The organism is Pseudomonas sp. NPDC089547 (assembly GCF_050280665.1).
GTDB lineage: Bacteria > Pseudomonadota > Gammaproteobacteria > Pseudomonadales > Pseudomonadaceae > Aquipseudomonas.
Map to the genome: position 1 here is coordinate 1 of NZ_JBNNVS010000047.1, position 18,639 is coordinate 18,639.

The 18,639-nt window shown below is 63.2% G+C and carries 10 protein-coding genes, 4 tRNA genes and 1 pseudogene; 8 read left to right on the top strand and 7 right to left on the bottom strand.

The genetic code is table 11. The annotated features are described in order from the left end of the window. Positions 1-400 precede the first annotated feature (400 nt). From ACQKPZ_RS23435 to bglX, 3 genes and pseudogenes are all read right to left on the bottom strand, one after another. Positions 401-1,264: a methyl-accepting chemotaxis protein gene (locus ACQKPZ_RS23435; protein WP_427542835.1), complete on the bottom strand. Its 864-nt coding sequence runs from the start codon at positions 1,262-1,264 to the stop codon at positions 401-403. Further along, positions 1,256-2,392: pseudogene (locus ACQKPZ_RS23440) on the bottom strand (methyl-accepting chemotaxis protein); the annotation flags it as partial. The pseudogene ACQKPZ_RS23440 and the gene ACQKPZ_RS23435, both read right to left, overlap by 9 nt. Positions 2,393-2,438: 46 nt before the next feature. Beyond that, positions 2,439-4,694 carry a beta-glucosidase BglX gene (gene bglX / locus ACQKPZ_RS23445; protein WP_427542766.1) on the bottom strand — a complete coding sequence of 752 codons (2,256 nt, stop codon included), beginning with the start codon at positions 4,692-4,694 and terminating at the stop codon, positions 2,439-2,441. A 188-nt stretch (positions 4,695-4,882) separates the two neighbouring features. Between bglX and ACQKPZ_RS23450 the strand changes: the two genes are divergently transcribed. Then, entirely contained in the window at positions 4,883-6,760 is a 1,878-nt protein-coding gene (locus tag ACQKPZ_RS23450) for a 1-acyl-sn-glycerol-3-phosphate acyltransferase (protein ID WP_427542769.1), read from the top strand. Positions 6,761-6,769: 9 nt separating this feature from the next. Here ACQKPZ_RS23450 and sugE read toward each other — a convergent pair whose 3' ends face one another. The 3 genes from sugE to rdgC all read right to left on the bottom strand — a co-directional run bounded on the left by sugE (position 6,770) and on the right by rdgC (position 9,390). After that, a complete protein-coding gene (gene sugE / locus ACQKPZ_RS23455; RefSeq protein ID WP_012270979.1) occupies positions 6,770-7,087 on the bottom strand; it encodes a quaternary ammonium compound efflux SMR transporter SugE in 318 nt (105 codons plus the stop codon). A gap of 231 nt (positions 7,088-7,318) precedes the next feature. After that, positions 7,319-8,284, bottom strand: a complete 966-nt coding sequence (locus tag ACQKPZ_RS23460) for a bile acid:sodium symporter family protein (RefSeq protein ID WP_403202431.1) — start codon at positions 8,282-8,284, stop codon at positions 7,319-7,321. A gap of 185 nt (positions 8,285-8,469) precedes the next feature. After that, the gene (rdgC, locus tag ACQKPZ_RS23465) at positions 8,470-9,390 is read right to left on the bottom strand and encodes a recombination-associated protein RdgC (protein ID WP_016715497.1); all 921 of its coding nucleotides are present in this window, start codon (positions 9,388-9,390) and stop codon (positions 8,470-8,472) included. Positions 9,391-9,605: 215 nt separating this feature from the next. Here rdgC and ACQKPZ_RS23470 point away from each other — a divergent pair. The 4 genes from ACQKPZ_RS23470 to ACQKPZ_RS23485 all read left to right on the top strand — a co-directional run bounded on the left by ACQKPZ_RS23470 (position 9,606) and on the right by ACQKPZ_RS23485 (position 10,107). Continuing rightward, positions 9,606-9,681 (top strand) — tRNA-Val (locus ACQKPZ_RS23470). 13 nt (positions 9,682-9,694) lie between these two features. After that, positions 9,695-9,771 (top strand) — tRNA-Asp (locus tag ACQKPZ_RS23475). A gap of 170 nt (positions 9,772-9,941) precedes the next feature. Continuing rightward, a tRNA-Val gene (locus ACQKPZ_RS23480) sits at positions 9,942-10,017 on the top strand. A 13-nt stretch (positions 10,018-10,030) separates the two neighbouring features. Further along, positions 10,031-10,107: transfer RNA gene (locus tag ACQKPZ_RS23485), tRNA-Asp, on the top strand. Positions 10,108-10,194: 87 nt separating this feature from the next. Here the strand turns inward: ACQKPZ_RS23485 and map are convergent. Beyond that, complete coding sequence (gene map, locus ACQKPZ_RS23490) at positions 10,195-11,037, bottom strand: type I methionyl aminopeptidase (protein ID WP_427542772.1); 843 nt, start codon at positions 11,035-11,037, stop codon at positions 10,195-10,197. A 267-nt stretch (positions 11,038-11,304) separates the two neighbouring features. Between map and ACQKPZ_RS23495 the strand changes: the two genes are divergently transcribed. From ACQKPZ_RS23495 to nirD, 3 genes are all read left to right on the top strand, one after another. Then, positions 11,305-15,330, top strand: coding sequence for a molybdopterin-dependent oxidoreductase (locus ACQKPZ_RS23495; protein WP_427542775.1), 4,026 nt, complete (start codon positions 11,305-11,307; stop codon positions 15,328-15,330). 304 nt (positions 15,331-15,634) lie between these two features. Then, positions 15,635-18,187 carry a nitrite reductase large subunit NirB gene (nirB, locus tag ACQKPZ_RS23500; RefSeq protein ID WP_427542778.1) on the top strand — a complete coding sequence of 851 codons (2,553 nt, stop codon included), beginning with the start codon at positions 15,635-15,637 and terminating at the stop codon, positions 18,185-18,187. Beyond that, positions 18,187-18,549 (top strand): nitrite reductase small subunit NirD, encoded by a 363-nt coding sequence (nirD, locus tag ACQKPZ_RS23505; RefSeq protein WP_427542781.1) that lies wholly within the window; start codon positions 18,187-18,189, stop codon positions 18,547-18,549. The genes nirB and nirD overlap by 1 nt, the downstream gene beginning before the upstream one ends. Positions 18,550-18,639: the final 90 nt, after the last annotated feature.

Below are 18,639 nucleotides of genomic sequence, written 5' to 3' on the forward strand. Positions count from 1 at the left end.
TCTGGCAGGCTGATTCGTGCCTGGATGTTGCTGAGAGAGGCCGTGGGCTTTTCTACTGAAAATTTGCCTCCGGCCATAGAATCTCCCACAGGGACTGCGTTGGCTTCGAGTTAACGCGGTATCTGGGCGCTACTGTCTTGTTCAAGCTCTGAAAGCTTGCGCAAATCCCTGTGAAAGCGGGCGCGCCCGCGAACACCGGCAAAGCCGGTGCCATCCACCGCGTTGCCTGCTTCGCGGCGGTTCGACGCCTCGACACGCCCGCTCCCACAGGTACTGCGCTGGCTTCGAGTTAACGCGGTATCTGTGCAAGCAACTGTCTTGTTCAAGATCTGAAAGCTTGCGCATATCCCTGTGGGAGCGGCTTTAGCCGCGAAGAGGCCGGTTCAGGCCTATACAGCAATCACAGCCTGAACCGGCTGATCATCTGCTGAAGTTGCCCACCCAGCCGCGCCAGCTCTACGCTGGACGCCGATGTCTGCTGACTGGCCTCAGCCGTCTGTTCGGAAATATCCCGCACCGTCACCACGCTGCGGCTGATTTCCTCGGCCACCGCGCTCTGCTGCTCCGACGCCGCCGCAATCTGCTGGTTCATCGACTGAATCCCGGAAACCCGCTGGGTAATCCCCTCCAGCGCCAGCCCGGCCTCACGCACCAGCGCCACACTGCTGGCCGTCAGGCTCTGGCTCTGTTCCATCAGTTCACTGACCGAGCGGGTACCTTGCTCCAGGCTGCCGATCGCCGACTCGATCTCTTCGGTAGACGCCTGGGTACGCTGGGCCAGGCTGCGCACTTCATCCGCCACCACCGCAAAACCGCGCCCGGCTTCACCCGCCCGCGCCGCTTCGATCGCAGCGTTCAGCGCCAGCAGGTTGGTCTGCTCGGCCACTGCCTTGATCACATCCATCACCTTGCCGATACGTTGGCTTTCGCTGCGCAGGGCATCCATAGCTTCACCGGTGGCGCCTACCTGACTGGCCAGCCGGTCGATCTGCACCACGGCGCGGCTGACCACGTTGTCGCCTTCGCGGGCTTCATCGTCAGTCGCGCTGGCGGCCAGCGAAGCTTCACCGGCATTGCGCGCCACTTCGTGTACGGTGGCGGCCATTTCCTGCATGGCGGTGGCTACCTGGTCAGTCTCGACCTTCTGGTTGTTGGCCCCCGCGCTGGTCTGTTCGGTGATGGCCGACAGCTCTTCGGTGGCACTGGCGATCTGCGAAATACCGTCGCGCACCTGAGCAATCAATGCCCGCAGGTTGCCGGTCATGCGCTGCAAGGCGTTCTGCAACTGGCCCACCTCGTCACGGCGGCTACTGCTCGGCTGTTCACCGAGGTCGCCCGCGGCCACTTGCTCCATGGCCTGCAGCACCTGGCGCAGCGGTGCACTGACCTGGCGGGCGATCAGTACAGCGGCCACTCCACCGATGAGCAGGGCGAGCAGGGTGGTGACAATCTGCAGGGTCTTGGCGAACTGGCTGTCCTCGACCACCGCTGCAGCTTGTGCATCGAGCAACTGCCCGATCAGGCCGTTGAGCGTTTCCACGTCAGTGCCCATGGCCGTGCGGTAGCCCACCAGTTTGCTCACCTCGCCACGGAACGCTTCCACGGCTTCGGCGTAGGCGCGTACTTGACGGTTCAACTGCTCGAACTCATTGGCGAACTGGCCGTCGAACCTGGCCATCAGCCTCGGCAGGTCGTTCACCGTGGTGGCGATCTGCCCGTTCATCAGCTGTTCGGTATCGGCATTGGTGTTCCCGGTGTAGCCGCGCACGTGGTAGCGCAACAGGATCAGGTTTTCGCGAATCTGGTTGATCGCTTCGCTGCGCACACTGCGCTGCTCGGCATCGGGCAAGGTGCGCACCTGCTCGCGGATGCGTTCGATGCTGGCGAACGATTGCGTGGCCAGCACGCCCATGTCCTTCTGTGCCGCGCGCATTTTCTGATAGGACGCAAAGCTCAACGCCTGGTTGCCGGCGTACGCCCGCAAGGTCTGGTCGGCCTGCCCGAGCAGTGCCAGGCTTTGCGGCTTCACCAGCACCGTGCGTAACTTGCCCAGCGGCTTCTGGAAGGCATCCAGTGCTGCCTGCAGCGCCTTGCCTTCATTTTCGTCGCCGTTGGCCATGGCATGGCGCAAGCGCGCTACGCGCAGGTCGCCCAGCGCATCGTTAAGGCCGGACACATCGCTGACCACCTCGCTGCGGCGCACCAGGCTACCCAGGCCGTTCCAGCCAATCAGCGACTGGGTCAAGGTCAGGCACAGCACCAGGCCGAATCCGAGGAAGAGTTTGCTGGCGATTTTCAGGTCGCCGAACCAGGTAAACATAAACTGCTGAGCTCCTTTTTCTTGTGCGTTGGAGGAGACCGGAGGTCTGTACCTTCTGCTAGATATAGTCATCTATATGAATTATCGGCAGGCACAAGATTATCTGTAGCTCTATGTTTCAGGGCATCAGTTCAAAACTGGCCGTTTGCACGGTTTGCGAGTCCAGCCCGACCATCAGGTCGAACCAGCCGGGTTCGCTGACCCAGCGCAGGTTGCGGTCAACGAAGCTCAGCGCGGTGGCGGGCAGCTGCAGGGTCACCTGGCGTTCCTGGCCGGGGGCGAGGTACAACTTTTCAAAGCCCTTCAGCTCTTTTACCGGGCGGCTTACCGAGGCAGTGCGGTCACGGATGTACAGCTGCACGACGGTTTCCCCTGCGCGCAAACCCTCGTTGCGCACCGTCACCTGTACTTGCAAGCCCTGCCCGGGCAGCAGACGGGCGCTCGACAAGCGTGGTGCCGAGACACTGAAATGCGTAAAGCTCAACCCGTAGCCAAAGGGGTAGAGCGGCGTATCGTCGATGTCGTAGTAGCGTGACCGATAGGCGGCCGGCTTGGCCGGATCAAATGGCCGGCCGGTGTTGAGGTGGTTGTAGTACAGCGGGATCTGGCCGACGCTGCGCGGGAACGTCACCGGCAACTTGCCGGACGGGTTGTAGTCGCCGAACAGCACGTCGGCAATGGCATTGCCGCCTTCGCTGCCGCTGAACCAGGTTTCCAGCACGGCATCGGCCCATTGGCTTTCGTCGTTGATGGTCAGTGGTCGGCCGTTCACCAGCACCAGCACCAGCGGTTTGCCGGTCGCCTTCAGCGCACGCAGCAGGGCGCGTTGCTGGCCCGGCAGGTTCAGGTCGGTCCTGCTGGCCCCCTCGTGCGACATGCCACGCGCTTCACCCAACGCTGCAATCACCACATCCGCCTGGCGCGCAGCGACCACGGCTTCGGCAACCATGGCGTCAGCCGGCCGCGGGTCGAAGTTGACCTTGTTATCTGCAAGCAGGGCGAACGCCTGCGGGTTGTCACTGATGTTTGCCCCTTTTGCATACAGCAGGCGTGCATCGGCGGCCTGGCCACGCTTCAGTCCCTGGCGTAGCGTCACGGCCTGCTCGGGCTTGCCGTTGGCGTGCCAGCTGCCAAGGATATCCACTGCGTTGTCGGCCAGCGGTCCGACCAGGGCTATGGTTGCCTGCCGGCTCAAAGGGAGCGTCCGGTTACGGTTTTCCAGCAGTACCAGCGAACGACGCGCCATGTCCCTGGCCTGGGCACGGTGCAGGCGTTGATCTTCGTTGTGATGGGCCATCTGCAGACGTCGGTAGGGATCGTCGAACAGGCCAAGGTCGTACTTGGTGGCCAATACCTGTCGCACGGCAATGTCGAGTTGCCGTTCGGTCACCTGTCCCTGCATGACCAGTCGAGGCAAGTCGTTCGCGAAGTAGCGGTCACTCATGCTCATCTGCGTGCCAGCGATGAGTGCAGCCTGTGCTGCCTGTCTGCCGTTCGCGGCCACGCCATGGGCGATCAGTTCCTCGACGGCGCCGTGGTCACTGATGACCAGCCCGTTGAACTGCCACTGCTCACGCAATATGTCGTGCAGCAACCAGCTGTTGGCGGTCGCCGGCACCCCGTCGAGGCTGGTCAGCGCAGTCATCACTGCGCCTGCTCCGGCATCCAGGGCAGCCCTGAAGGGCGGCAGGTAATCTTGCACCAGGCGCCGGTCACTCATGTCCGTGGAGTTGTAGTCACGGCCACCTTCGACCGCACCGTAGCCGGCAAAATGCTTGACGCAAGCCATCAGGCTATCTGCCGCGGCCAAAACCGGCCCTTGTAGCGCTTGTACCACTGTCCCGGCAATGCGCGATACCAGGTAGCTGTCTTCGCCATAGCCTTCCGACATCCGGCCCCAGCGTGGATCGCGGCTGATGTCCAGCATCGGCGCGAAGGTCATGTCCCGGCCGTTGGCGGTGGCTTCGCGTGCGGCTACCCGAGCACTCTTGCCGATCGCCTGCAAGTCCCAACTGGCGGCCTGGCCCAGGTTGATGGGGAATATCGTCTGCTGGCCGTGTAGCACATCCCCGGCAAAAAACAGCGGGATGCGCAATCGACTGCGCTGCACGGCGGCTTCCTGCAATTCGCGCAAACCTTCATTGCTGGCAGCGGGGGCGGTGAACATGGCACCGACGTGCCCGTCGACAATGCTGTCGAGCAGTGCCTGGGGGTTGTGACCGGCGTTCGCATATTCCATTCGCAGCTGGCCGACCTTTTCGTGCAGGGTCATACGCGCCACCAGGCTATCGATGAACCTGTCCTTTTCTGCTTGAATGCCGGTGGCTGTCGCGTTCCCAGCCATCAGCCACAACGTCACTGTGGCTGCGGTCATGGCCAATCTGGTAAATCGCTTTTTCATTCCATTGAATCACGTCTGGTCGGGCCCACACACTGGCCCGTGGACGATGCAACTCGCTACTGGTAGTTCTGTCAGTTGACTTCGACAATGTGGCTTTACATGCCCCGCGTGCATTCTAATAAAGCAACTGCCATCCATGGCTGAACCCAGGACCAAGGACGATGAGTCATTCCTCGCAATTCACCCTGCTCGGCAAGCGGCGCTTCCTGCCGTTCTTCATCACCCAGTCGCTGGGTGCCTTCAACGACAACCTGTTCAAGCAGTCGCTGATCCTGGCGATCCTGTTCAAGCTCAGCCTGGGCGACGGTGACCGTTCTATCTGGGTCAACCTGTGCGCCTTGTTGTTCATCCTGCCGTTCTTCCTGTTCTCGGCGCTGGGCGGGCAGTTTGGCGAGAAGTTCGCCAAGGACGCGCTGATCCGTGCAATCAAACTGGCCGAGATCGTCATCATGGCCATCGGTGCACTGGGCTTTATCACCAACCACCTGGCGCTGATGCTGGTGGCGCTGTTCGGCATGGGTACCCACTCGGCGTTGTTCGGCCCGGTGAAGTATTCGATCCTGCCGCAGGCGCTGCGCGAAGAAGAGCTGGTTGGCGGCAACGGGCTGGTGGAAACAGGCACCTTCCTGGCCATCCTTGCCGGCACCATCGGTGCCGGGGTGATGATGTCGGCCGATAGCTACGCCACGGTGGTGGCCGGCGGCGTGGTGGGCACTGCAGTGCTCGGCTACCTGGCCAGCCGCTGGATACCGCGGGCCGCTGCCGCTTCGCCACAGATGCCGCTGGACTGGAATATCTTCAAGCAGTCGTGGGCCATCCTGCGCATGGGACTGGGCCAGACACCTGCGGTATCGCGTTCGATTGTCGGCAACTCGTGGTTCTGGTTCGTCGGTGCCATCTACCTTACGCAGATCCCGGCTTATGCCAAAGACTGGCTGCACGGCGACGGCACGGTGGTGACCCTGGTGCTGACACTGTTCTCGGTGGGCATTGCCCTTGGGTCGCTGCTGTGCGAACGGCTTAGCGGGCGCAAGGTGGAGATCGGCCTGGTGCCGTTCGGCTCGTTCGGCCTGACCCTGTTCGGCCTGCTGTGGTGGTGGCACTCCGGCGATGTGCCGGCTGCATCGGCCCCGCACGACTGGTTAACGCTGCTGGGCATGGGCCAGGCCTGGTGGATTCTGCTTTCAATCGTCGGCCTTGGGGTGTTCGGCGGCTTCTATATCGTGCCGCTGTATGCACTGATCCAGGCCCGCACGGCCGAAGACCAGCGCGCCAGGGTGATCGCCGCCAACAACATCCTCAATGCCCTGTTCATGGTGGTGTCGGCGGTACTCACCATCATCCTGCTGGGGCTGGCAGGTTTCACTATCCCGCAGCTGTTTCTGGTGGTGTCGCTGCTCAACATCGCGGTCAATGCCTACATCTTCAGGATCGTGCCTGAGTTCACCATGCGTTTCCTGATCTGGCTGCTCAGCCATTCAATGTACCGTGTGCAGCATCGCGACCTGGAGCGCATCCCCGATGAAGGCGCGGCGCTGCTGGTGTGCAACCACGTTTCATTCGTCGATGCCCTGCTGCTGGGTGGGGCGATCCGTCGGCCGATCCGCTTTGTGATGTACTACAAGATCTACAACCTGCCGGTGCTCAACTTCGTGTTCCGCACGGCGGGCGCCATCCCGATTGCCGGGCGCAATGAGGACCTTGCCATCTACGAACGCGCTTTCGCACGCATTGCCCAATACCTGGCCGATGGCGAGCTGGTGTGCATTTTCCCGGAAGGCAAACTGACCGGCGACGGCGAGATCGATGTGTTCAAGGGCGGCGTCAACCGTATCCTTGAGGAAACGCCGGTGCCGGTGATCCCATTGGCGTTGCAGGGGCTGTGGGGGAGTTTCTTCAGCCGTGACCCGGCCAAGGGCTTCTTCAAGCGGCTGTGGTCGAGGGTAACCATCGTGGCGGGCGCCGCCATCCCGGTGGAGGCGGCGCAGCCAGAGTTGTTGCGCGAGCAGGTCAGCCGCCTGCGCGGTGACCTGCGCTAGGCGGGGTGGTCAGCTGGCGCTGACTTTCAGGCCGACAAGGCCGCAGACGATCAGCGCCACACTGACCAGGCGTACCAGCGCCATGGACTCGCCGAACAGGATGATGCCGGCGATGACCGTGCCGACTGCGCCAACGCCAGTCCAGATGGCATAAGCGGTGCCCAGCGGCAGCTCTTTCATGGCCAGGCCCAGCAGGCCAAGGCTGATGACCATGGCACCGACAGTAAGCACGGTAGGAATCGGCTTGCTGAAGCCGTCGGTGTATTTCAGGCCAACGGCCCAGCCGACCTCGAACAGGCCGGCGAAGAACAGGATGATCCAGGACATAGGTGTGTCTCCATCGTTTTGAATGATGGGGCCGTCCCCTGAATGGTCACGCGGTGCGTCGTGAGGTCGTCCTCACAGTGGGCATTATAGTGCCCAGCTGGAAGGTTCTGGGCAAGCCTGTGCCGGCCTCTTCGCGGGCACGCCCGCTCCCACAGGATTCCCACAGGGCTGAACATTGTACGATCCCTGTGGGAGCGGGTTCACCCGCGAAGAGGCCAGCACAGGCAGAAATCAATGCCTGACCGGCTCTCCCTCATCACCCTCGACTCCAGCCTCACCCATCCGCCGGAACCAGGTAGACAGCAACGCGCCGGAAATATTGTGCCAAACACTGAACAGCGCACTCGGCACTGCCGCCAGCGGCGAAAAGTGCGCGGCCGCCAATGCTGCTCCCAGCCCGGAATTCTGCATGCCCACCTCCAGCGCCAGCGACTTGCGCTGGGCCAGGGGGAGTTTGCACAGCTTGCCGGTCAGGTACCCCAGCAAATAGCCGAAGGTGTTGTGCAGCATTACCACCGCCATGATCAGCAGCCCCGACTCGGCAATCTTCGCCTGGCTGGCCGCTACCACGGCGCACACGATCATCACGATGCTCACCACCGACACCAACGGCAGCACCTGCACCGCCGCCTGCACCCGGGCGCCGAGCAAGCGCTGGGCGACAACGCCGAGCACGATCGGCAGCATCACCAGCTGAAGGATCGACCAGAACATGTCCATGAAGGACACCGGCAACCAGGCCGAGGCCAGGAACCAGATCAGCGCCGGGGTCAGCAGCGGGGCCAGCAGGGTGGTGACCGCAGCGATTGCCACTGCCAGCGCCAGGTCCCCGCGGGACAGCCAGACCATCACGTTCGATGCGGTGCCGCTCGGGCAGCAGCCAACCAGGATCACGCCCACGGCAATTTCCGGCGGCAGGTGGAACAGTTGGCACAGCAGCCAGGCCATGCCCGGCATGATCACGAAGTGCGCGACCACCCCCAGCATCACCCGCCAGGGCTGGCGGGCGAGGGCGGCAAAGTCGTCCAGTTTGAGGGTGAGGCCCATGCCGAACATCACCAGGCCCAGCAGTGGCACGATGGCGACCTTGAGGGCGATGAACCATTGCGGTTGCAGGAAGGCCAGCACGGCAAATACCAGCACCCACAGGGCAAAGGTATTGCCGACGAAGCGGCTGAGGGCGGCGAGGGCACGCATGGGGCAATTCCTTTTCTATTTATAGGCTCAAGAGTTTCACTGGCCTCTTCGCGGGCAAGCCCGCTCCCACAGGTATTGCACAGTCTTCAGATTCTGTGGAGACCCTGTGGGAGCGGGCTTGCCCGCGAAGAGGCCGGTACTGGCGAAAAATCACTTTCAGGCCAGCACCGGCATTTCAAGACACCTCAGACCCCTTGCGGAATCTCCTCACCACCCAGCGCCTCGAACAGCACCGGCAGGAACTCGGCAAAGGTCATCATCATCAACTGGAAGCTGGCATCGAACTGCTGCGCCGCCTCATCACCACCGTCCTGCTCGGCCTGCTCCTGCAGCAGCTCTTCGAACTTCAGGCGCTTGATCACCATCTTGTCGTCCAGGATGAACGACAGCTTGTCCTGCCAGGCCAGGGCCAGCTGGGTCACCACCTTGCCAGTGCTCAGGTGCAGCTGGATTTCCTCGCCGGTGAGGTCCTGGCGCTTGCAGCGCACGATACCGCCATCTTCGGCAGTGTCGCGCAGCTCGCATTCGTCCAGTACATAGAAGCCTTCGGCAGCCTGCTGCGACTTGACCCAGTCGGTCATGGTGGCAACCGGTGCAATTTTCACCGTGGCCGGGCGCACCGGCAGCGAGCCCATTACTTCACGCAGGGTCGACAGCAGGTCTTCGGCACGCTTGGCGCTGGCCGAGTTCACCAGGATCACACCCTGGCGTGGGGCGATGGCGGCAAAGATCATCGAGCGGCGGATGAACGCACGCGGCAGGAAGGCCTGGATGATCTCGTCCTTGATCTGGTCGCGCTCCTTTTTGTAGACCTTGCGCATCTGCTCGGTCTCGATCTCCTCGACCTTTTCCTTGACCGCGTCGTTGACCACGCTGCTTGGCAGAATGCGCTCTTCCTTGCGTGCGGCAATCAGCAGGTACTCACCGCTGACATGCACCAGAGGAGCGTCTTCGCCTTTGCCGAACGGCGCGACGAAACCATAGGTGGTCAGCTCTTGGCTGGCGCAGGGGCGGGCCGGCTTGCTGGCCAGGGCTGCCTCCAGCGCTTCAGGCTCGAACGGGACTTCCTGGGTCAGGCGGTAGGTCAGCAGGTTCTTGAACCACATGAGGGGCAACTCTCCTTAATGCATAAGGCGGGCATTATTCTCCGTGTAGTGATCTGAGGCCAGCCCTGTCAGAGGGCCAGCAGCGGCTTATCCCTTACTGAAACACCCGGCAACGCTAGGTCTTTGAAAGGCATGAGGTTTTTTTTAAAAAAAGTTTAAAAAGTGCTTGCCAGGGTGCAGGGCCGTCCGTAGAATGCGCGCCACACCGAGACGAAGGGTGATTAGCTCAGCCGGGAGAGCATCTGCCTTACAAGCAGAGGGTCGGCGGTTCGATCCCGTCATCACCCACCACTCGATGTATAGCGCAGCGGTAGTTCAGTCGGTTAGAATACCGGCCTGTCACGCCGGGGGTCGCGGGTTCGAGTCCCGTCCGCTGCGCCATATTCCACTTCCAGGGCCCACTGAACACCCGGAAGTAACAAAGAAAGCGACCTTAGGGTCGCTTTTTTTGTGCCTGAAATTTGCTGCTTGATTGTTTTTTGAAAAAACTACGATAAGTGCTTGCCAGACCGCAAAACCGCCCGTAGAATGCGCGCCACACCGAGAGACATGGGTGATTAGCTCAGCCGGGAGAGCATCTGCCTTACAAGCAGAGGGTCGGCGGTTCGATCCCGTCATCACCCACCACTCGATGTATAGCGCAGCGGTAGTTCAGTCGGTTAGAATACCGGCCTGTCACGCCGGGGGTCGCGGGTTCGAGTCCCGTCCGCTGCGCCATATTCCACTTCCAGGGCCTACTGAACACCCGGAAGTAACAAAGAAAGCGACCTTAGGGTCGCTTTTTTTGTGTCTGCGATTTCAGCTTCAGCGCTCTTCTTCCCGCAACGTCAGCACTTCAAACCCGTGCTCAGTCACCGCCACCGTGTGTTCCCACTGCGCCGACAGGCAGTGGTCTCGGGTAATCACCGTCCAGCCATCTTTCAACGTGCGCGTGCCACGCCCACCCTGGTTGATCATCGGCTCGATGGTAAACACCATCCCCGGCTTCAGCTTCATGCCCATGCCGCGCTGGCCAATGTGCAGCACCTCCGGCCCTTCATGCATCTGCTGGCCGATACCATGCCCGCAATACTCGCGCACCACGCTGTAGCCCGCGGCCTCGGCATGGCTTTGCACGGCATGGCCGATATCGCCCAGCGTCGCCCCTGGGCGTACCTGTTCGATGCCTTTCCACAGCGCGTCATAGGTGGTGTCCACCAGGCGCCGGGCCTCGTCGCTGACTGGCCCGATGCAGTACATCTTTGACGAGTCGGCGATATAACCGCCTTGCTCCAGCGTGATGTCGACGTTGATGATCGAGCCTTCTTTCAGCACTTCATCGACCTTGGGTATACCGTGGCACACAACGTGGTCCACCGAGGAATTGAGTGAGTAGGGGAAACCGTACTGGCCCTTGCTCGCTGGCCGCGACTTGAGTGTGTTGACGATGAATGCATCGGCGTGGTCGTTGATTTGCATCGTCGTGATGCCGGGGCGGATGAAGCTGTCGAGCTCGGCGAACACCTGCGCCAGCAGCTGGCCGGCGCGGCGCATCAGGTCGAGTTGGGCGGGGGTCTTGAGGATCACCTGGGACATAAGGAGAGTGCAGTTGCTCATGCTGGAATGTGCCCCAGCATAGCGCCAGCGGATGTGAGGTTGCCACCGCATGGTGCGTAGCCTGTGCCGGCCTCTTCGCGGGCTTGCCCGCTCCCACAGGTACAGCACCGGCCTCAGGCACAGCGATATCCCTGTGGGAGCGGGCAAGCCCGCGAAAGGGCCGGTACAGCTGGCCCATTAATTGCTGACTTACGCTTCATCCAGGGCCATCAACGTCGACAGCCCACAAAACCTCACGACAAAGGCGCCGTGTTGCCCCGCTTGCTCAGCAAGCCGGGGCAGCCGGCGCCTTTTTGCGTTTCCAACAGGAGCCCGCCCATGGCCAACAGCGAAGTACGCAGCGTCTGCCCCTATTGTGGCGTCGGCTGCGGCATCGTCATGAGCGTTGCCGATGGCAAGGTCAGCAAGGTCAGCGGTGACAAGCAGCACCCCAGCAACTTCGGCCGCCTCTGCACCAAAGGCCTTACCGCACACCTGCCGCTGACCGCCGCCGGGCGCATGGAGGACGCCTATGTGCGCCAGCAGCGTAACCAGCAGCCGGTGCGCACCGGCATCGACCAGGCCATCGCCGAAACAGCCACTCGCTTGCGCGGCATCATCGACCAGCACGGCCCCGACGCGGTTGCGCTGTATGTGTCCGGGCAGATGTCGCTGGAGGCCCAGTACCTGGCCAACAAACTGGCCAAGGGCTTTATCCGCACCCGCCATATCGAGTCCAACTCGCGCCTGTGCATGGCCAGTGCAGGCAGTGGCTACAAGCTGTCGCTCGGTGCAGACGGCCCCCCCGGGAGCTATCAGGACTTCGAGCACGCCGATGTGTTCCTGGTCATCGGTGCCAACATGGCCGACTGTCACCCGATCCTGTTCCTGCGCCTGCTCGACCGGGTCAAGGCCGGCGCCAAGCTGATCGTCGTCGACCCACGCCGCAGTGCCACCGCCGACAAGGCCGACCTGTTCCTGCAGGTGCGCCCCGGCAGTGACATGGCCTTGCTTAACGGCCTGTTGCACCTGCTGCACCGCAATGGCCACACCAACCCCGCCTTCATCGCCCGCTACACCGAAGGTTGGGACGAACTGCCAGCCTTTCTCGACGACTACACCCCCGAGCGCGTGGCCGCCATCACCGGGCTGGCCGAGGCCGACATCCTGAAGGCCGCGGAATGGATCGGCGGCGCCAGCAACTGGATGAGCTGCTGGACCATGGGCCTGAACCAGAGCATCCACGGCACCTGGCACAGCAATGCAATCTGCAACCTGCACCTGGCGACCGGCGCAATCTGCCGGCCCGGTAGCGGGCCGTTTTCGCTGACCGGCCAACCCAATGCGATGGGCGGTCGCGAGATGGGCTACATGGGCCCCGGCCTGCCGGGCCAGCGCTCGGCACTGGTGGCGGCTGACCGCGCTTTTGTCGAGCAGCAGTGGCAACTGGCACCGGGCAGCCTGCGTAGCGAAGGCGGCGAGGGTACGGTGGCGTTGTTCGAACAGATGAAAGCCGGTGAAGTGAAAGCCTGCTGGATCATCTGCAGCAACCCGGTGGCCAGTGTCGCCAACCGCCAGCAAGTGATCGACGGCCTGCGTCAGGCCGAACTGGTGATCACCCAGGACGCCTTCCTCGACACCGAAACCAACCGCTACGCCGACATCCTGCTGCCTGCCGCGCTGTGGGCCGAAGGCGAGGGCGTGATGATCAACAGCGAACGCAACCTCACCTTGATGCCACGGGCCGTCGAACCGCCAGGGCAGAGCCTGCCCGACTGGCAGATCATCGCCCGGGTAGCCTGCGCCATGGGTTATCGCGAAGCCTTTGACTACCCCAATGCCGAGGCGGTGTACGAGGAAATCCGCCGCTTCCACAACCCTGCCACCGGCTACGATCTGCGTGGCATCGGCTATGCCGAACTGCGCCAGCAGCCGCACCAGTGGCCTTGCGCACCTGGCCGTGCCAGCGACCGCAGCCCCTTGCGCTACCTGAACGATGGCAGCAGCCAGGTGCTGTTCCACGACAGTGAAGGCCAGCGCCCGGCGCTGGTCTTTCCCACCGCCAGCGGCAAGGCCCGCTTCTTCGCCCGGCCCTGGTTGCCGGCACCCGAGTTGCCGGATCACGACTACCCCATGGTGTTGAACACCGGCCGTGTGCAGCACCAGTGGCACACCCTGACCAAGACCGGCAAGGTGGCGTCGCTGAACAAGCTGGAACCCGGCCCCTTCGTTGAAATCCACCCCGAAGATGCCGCCCGGCTGGGCGTTGCTGAAAAAGACCAGGTGGCCATTCGCTCTCGCCGCGGCCGGGCCGTGCTGCCGGCACGTCTCAGCGACCGGGTCATGCCCGGGAACTGCTTTGCCCCGTTCCACTGGAACGACCTGATCGGCGAGCAACTGGCAATCAATGCCGTTACCTGCGATGCGGTCGACCCGTTGTCGCTGCAGCCCGCCTTCAAACACTGCGCCGTGGCCTTGGAACGGGTTGCAGGCGAGCGTATCGAAGCCCTTGAACTGAATACTGCCATTGCGGAGCCAGCCCGTATGCCGACTGCCACCCTGTCTCGTCTGCTTGGCCTGCACACCCTGCCAGCCCCGGTGCTGGCCGAGGAAGAGCGTCATTACCTGCAAGGTTTCCTGCTGGGCCTGGAGCACAGCCGTGCCGATGGCCCGCCCAGCCTGCCGGCCAGTGCACCGTTGGCAGCCAGCCGCCGGTTGTTCGTAGACGGCTTGCTGGCCGGTCTGTTTGCCCAGCCCGCGGCATTGCCCACAGCGGCATTGTCGGCACCACGGCATCAAGTGCTGTGGGCCTCGCAGACGGGTAACGGCGAGCTGTTGGCCGAGCGCTGTGCTGAACGCTTGCGCGGTGCCGGCCTGGACGTGCAGCTCAGTTGCATGGCGGCGGTCAGCCCGCGCCAGCTACAAGGCGCCGCCAGCGTGCTGCTGATCGCCAGCACGTTTGGCGATGGCGACGCGCCCGACAGCGCCGGGGCATTCTGGCAGGCGTTGCAAGGCGAGGAGGGCGCCCACTGCGCCGAGCTGCCCTATGCCGTGCTGGCCCTGGGCGACTCCAGTTACGACCAGTTCTGCGGTTTTGGCCGCAAACTCGACCAGCGCCTGGCCGAGCTGGGTGGGCGGCGCTTGCTGCAACGGGTGGACTGCGAGCCCGACTTTGACGAAGCGTTCGCTGGCTGGCTCGAAGCGCTGCTGCCCTCGCTGGGCACTGCTGCCGAGCCACAACCGGTCAATGAGCCTGCACCGGTAGCGACCTACGGCAAGCAGCAACCCTGGGCCGCCACCTTGCTGGAAAACCGCCTGCTCAACGGGCCGGGTGCAAGCAAGGAAACCCGCCAACTCGTATTCGACCTGAGCGGCAGCGGCTTCAGCTATTCAGCCGGTGATGCACTGGGCGTGTGGCCGCGCAATTGTCCCGCCTTGGTGGGCGAGCTGCTGGCGTTGATGCAACTCGATGGCCAGGCCAGGGTCGAGCTGAAGGGCCAGCCTGCCATGCCACTGGCCGAAGCCCTGCAAGACCATCTGGAAATCGCCAAGGTCACCGCGCAGCAACTTCAGGCCTTCGCGGGAGCCGCCCCGGAGCTTCAGCGCCTGTTGCGGCCCGAATGCAAAGCCGAACTGCAGGACTGGCTGTGGGGCCGGCAGTTGGTCGATGTATTGCGTGCTTTCCCTCAACAACTGCCGCTGGCCAGCTGGCTCGACCTGCTCAAGCCGTTGCAGCCGCGGCTTTACTCGATCAGCTCCAGCCCATTGGCGCATCCGGACCAGGTGCACCTGACCGTTTCCACCGTGCGCTACGGCGAGCGCAAAGGTGTGTGTTCAAGCTTCCTTGCCGACCGCGCCCAGGCGCTGAAGGTGGCCATCTTTCCGCAGTTGTCGAAGCACTTCCGGCTGCCCGAGGACGACAGCGTGCCGGTGATCATGGTTGGCCCGGGTACCGGCATTGCGCCGTTCCGTGCGTTTCTGGAAGAACGGGAAGCGCGGGGGGCGAAAGGGGGGAATTGGCTGTTCTTTGGCGAGCAGTGCGCCGCTACCGACTTCTATTACCGGGAACAGTTACACGCCTGGCAGGCAAGCGGCCACCTACGGTTGGATACGGCGTTTTCACGCGATCAGCCTGAGAAGATCTATGTGCAGCAGCGCATGCGTGAGCAGGGCGCGCAGCTGTGGCAGTGGCTGGAGGCCGGTGCGTATTTTTATGTGTGCGGGGATGCCCAGCGCATGGCCAAGGATGTGGATGCGGCGTTGCGCGCGATCGTGGCTGAGCATAGCGGGATGGAAGCGGCGGCGGCTGCTGCCTACGTCGAAGGTTTGAACAAGGCCAAACGTTATCGGCGCGATGTGTACTGAGTGCACCGGGATGGGGAGTGATGCACTTGGAATGTGCACTTGCTGTGCTGGCCCTATCGCTGGCAAGCCAGCTCCCACAGGTATTTAACAAACCTGGAAACCTGTGGCGGCCCTTGTGGGAGCTGGCTTGCCAGCGATAGGGCCAGTACAGGAAAGAGGATTGGCACACTCCCTGCTAAACCCCAGATACAACAAAGCCCACTGATCAACGGCGATCAATCCGGGCCCCCTACCGTGATGAATACAGGCAAAGGCGCCTGGAGCTTCGGCTCCAGGCGCTTTTTTTTTGATCGAGGATCGGCTTATGAAGGCAACAGCGAGCAGCGGGCAACGAGAGCGACTGGTCATCGTCGGCAACGGCATGGTCGGCCACCACTGTGTCGAACAACTGGTCAGCCGTGGCGCCTTGCAGCGCTTCGAGGTGCGGGTGTTCGGCGAAGAGCGCCAGCGCGCCTACGACCGCGTGCACCTGTCCGAGTACTTCGGCGGCAGCTGTGCCGAAACCCTGGCCCTGTGCGAGCACGATTTCTACACCGCCAATGGCGTGCACCTGCACCTTGGTGAGGCCGTGCTGGCGATCGACCGCGAGCGCTGCGAGGTGGTCACCGCCGAAGGCCGCTATGGCTACGATCAGTTGGTGCTGGCCACCGGCTCCTACCCCTTCGTGCCGCCGATCGAAGGCTCCAGCGGCAACGCGTGTCTTGTCTACCGCACCCTCGATGACCTTGACCGCATCCGCGCCGCCGCGGCCAGTGCCCGCCGTGGCGTGGTGGTCGGCGGTGGCCTGCTCGGCCTGGAGGCCGCCAACGCGCTCAAGTCGCTGGGCCTGGAAGCCCATGTGGTGGAGTTCGCCCCACGCTTGATGCCGGTACAGCTGGACGGCGAGGGCGGTGCCGCGCTCAAGGCGCAGATCGAGGCGCTGGGCGTGGGCGTGCACCTGTCACGTGCCACCCAGTCGATCAGCGCGGGTGATGCTTACCGCTACCGCATGAACTTCGACGGCGGTGAGCACCTGGAAACCGACCTTATCGTATTCTCCGCCGGTATTCGCCCGCAGGATGCCCTGGGCCGAGCCAGTGGCCTGGACATCGCCACGCGTGGCGGGGTCGTGATCGACAACCATTGCCGCAGCAGCGACCCACGCATCTTTGCCATTGGCGAGTGCGCTTCGTGGAACGGCAGCGTGTTCGGCCTGGTCGCCCCGGGCTACAGCATGGCGCGCAACCTGGCCGCGTTGCTGATGGGGGAAGCGGCGGTTGCGTTCACCGGCGCCGACATGTCCACCAAGCTCAAGTTGCTGGGCGTGGATGTCGGCTCGATTGGCGATGCCCATGGCGCCACGCCAGGTGCGCGCAGCTATCGCTTTATCGACGAAGCCAACAGCGCCTACCGCCGGCTGGTAGTGGATGCCAGCGGCAAGCATGTGCTTGGCGCGGTGCTGGTGGGTGACAACAGCTACTACGACACCCTGCTGCAATACGCCCAGAACGGCATCGCCCTGCCGGCCGACCCAGCCGCGCTGATTCTGCCGCAAGGGGGTGGCGCGCCGGCGTTGGGCGCCGATGCACTGCCGGACAGCGCAACCATCTGCTCCTGCCACAACGTCAGCAAAGGCGCGGTTTGCGCTGCCATCGACAGCGGGTGCAGCGACCTTGCAGCGGTCAAGGGCTGCACCAAGGCCGCCACCGGTTGCGGGGGGTGTGCGGCACTGCTGAAGCAGGTGTTCGAGCACGAACTGACCGCCCGTGGTGTTGCGGTAGACAAGAGCCTGTGCGAACACTTCGGTTACACCCGCCAGGAGCTGTACGGGCTGGTGCGCGTGGAAGGTATCCGTACCTTCAGCGAACTGCTCGAACGCCACGGCAAGGGCCACGTAGGCTGTGACATCTGCAAGCCGGCCGTGGGCAACATCCTCGCCTCGTGCTGGAACCAGCCGATCATGGACCCGGCGCTGGTGCCCCTGCAGGACACCAACGACACCTTCATGGCCAACATGCAGAAGAACGGCACCTACTCGGTGGTGCCGCGTATCCCCGGTGGTGAAATCACCCCTGACAAGCTCATCGTCATAGGCCAGGTGGCGAAGAAGTACGACCTGTATACCAAGATCACCGGGGGCCAGCGCATCGACCTGTTCGGCGCCCAGTTGCACGAACTGCCACTGATCTGGGGCGAGCTGATCGAGGCTGGCTTCGAAACCGGCCACGCCTACGGCAAGTCGACCCGCACGGTAAAGTCGTGCGTCGGCAGCACCTGGTGCCGCTACGGGGTGCAGGACAGTGTCGGCATGGCCCTGCGCCTGGAAGACCGCTACAAGGGCCTGCGCAGCCCGCACAAGCTCAAGTTCGCCGTTTCGGGCTGCACCCGTGAATGCGCCGAAGCACAGAGCAAGGATATTGGCGTGATCGCCACCGACAAGGGCTGGAACCTGTACGTGTGCGGCAACGGCGGCATGCGCCCGCGCCATGCCGAACTGTTCGCCACCGACCTGGACGACGAGACGCTGGTGCGCCTGATCGACCGCGTGCTGATGTTCTACATCCGCACGGCCGACAAGTTGCAACGCACCTCGGTGTGGCGCGAGAACCTGGAAGGTGGGTTGGACTATCTGAAACAGGTGGTCATCGACGACAGCCTGGGCCTGGCCAGCGAGCTGGAGGCGCAGATGCAGCATGTGGTCGACCAGTACGAGTGCGAATGGGCCAACGCCCTCAACGACCCGGAAAAACTCAAGCGCTTCCGCACGTTCGTCAATGATCGGCGTGCCGACCCGGACGTGCACTTCGTGCGCGAACGCGAACAACGCCGGCCCGCTGCACCGCTGCACCTGATCCCTACTGTCGAGGAGGCTGTCTGATGAACCTGTCCAATGCTGCTGTGAAAACCCGTGAAAACTGGCAGCCCGTGTGCCAGGCGCAAGACCTGGTGGCCGATTCCGGCGTGGTGGTGTGGCTGGACGGGGCCCAGGTGGCGCTGTTCTACCTGCCGGGGCAGGCCCAGCCGCTGTACGCGGTAGACAACCGCGACCCGCGTTCTGGCGCCAACATCATCGGCCGCGGGCTGGTGGGCAGTATGCAGGGCGAGCTGGTGGTGGCGGCGCCGCTGTACAAGCAGCATTTCAGCTTGCAGAGCGGGGAATGCCTGGAGGATGCCGGGCAGCGGTTGCGGGTGTGGCCGGTGCGGTTGAATGATGGGGCGGTGGAATTGGCTGTAGCCTGATCAATCGCTGGGGGCGCTTTGCGCCCCTTTCGCGACACAAGGCCGCTCCTACAGGGGATCGCGTACCCTTGTAGGAGCGGCCTTGTGTCG

What these genes read in the sequence shown, in the direction of transcription:
- ACQKPZ_RS23435 (WP_427542835.1), bottom strand. Translation starts at nt 1,264, where the DNA reads ATGACCGGCAACCTGCGGGCATTGATTGCTCAGGTGCGCGACGGTATT.
- bglX (WP_427542766.1), bottom strand. Translation starts at nt 4,694, where the DNA reads ATGACCGCAGCCACAGTGACGTTGTGGCTGATGGCTGGGAACGCGACA.
- ACQKPZ_RS23450 (WP_427542769.1), top strand. Translation starts at nt 4,883, where the DNA reads ATGAGTCATTCCTCGCAATTCACCCTGCTCGGCAAGCGGCGCTTCCTG.
- sugE (WP_012270979.1), bottom strand. Translation starts at nt 7,087, where the DNA reads ATGTCCTGGATCATCCTGTTCTTCGCCGGCCTGTTCGAGGTCGGCTGG.
- ACQKPZ_RS23460 (WP_403202431.1), bottom strand. Translation starts at nt 8,284, where the DNA reads ATGCGTGCCCTCGCCGCCCTCAGCCGCTTCGTCGGCAATACCTTTGCC.
- rdgC (WP_016715497.1), bottom strand. Translation starts at nt 9,390, where the DNA reads ATGTGGTTCAAGAACCTGCTGACCTACCGCCTGACCCAGGAAGTCCCG.
- map (WP_427542772.1), bottom strand. Translation starts at nt 11,037, where the DNA reads ATGCGGTGGCAACCTCACATCCGCTGGCGCTATGCTGGGGCACATTCC.
- ACQKPZ_RS23495 (WP_427542775.1), top strand. Translation starts at nt 11,305, where the DNA reads ATGGCCAACAGCGAAGTACGCAGCGTCTGCCCCTATTGTGGCGTCGGC.
- nirB (WP_427542778.1), top strand. Translation starts at nt 15,635, where the DNA reads ATGAAGGCAACAGCGAGCAGCGGGCAACGAGAGCGACTGGTCATCGTC.
- nirD (WP_427542781.1), top strand. Translation starts at nt 18,187, where the DNA reads ATGAACCTGTCCAATGCTGCTGTGAAAACCCGTGAAAACTGGCAGCCC.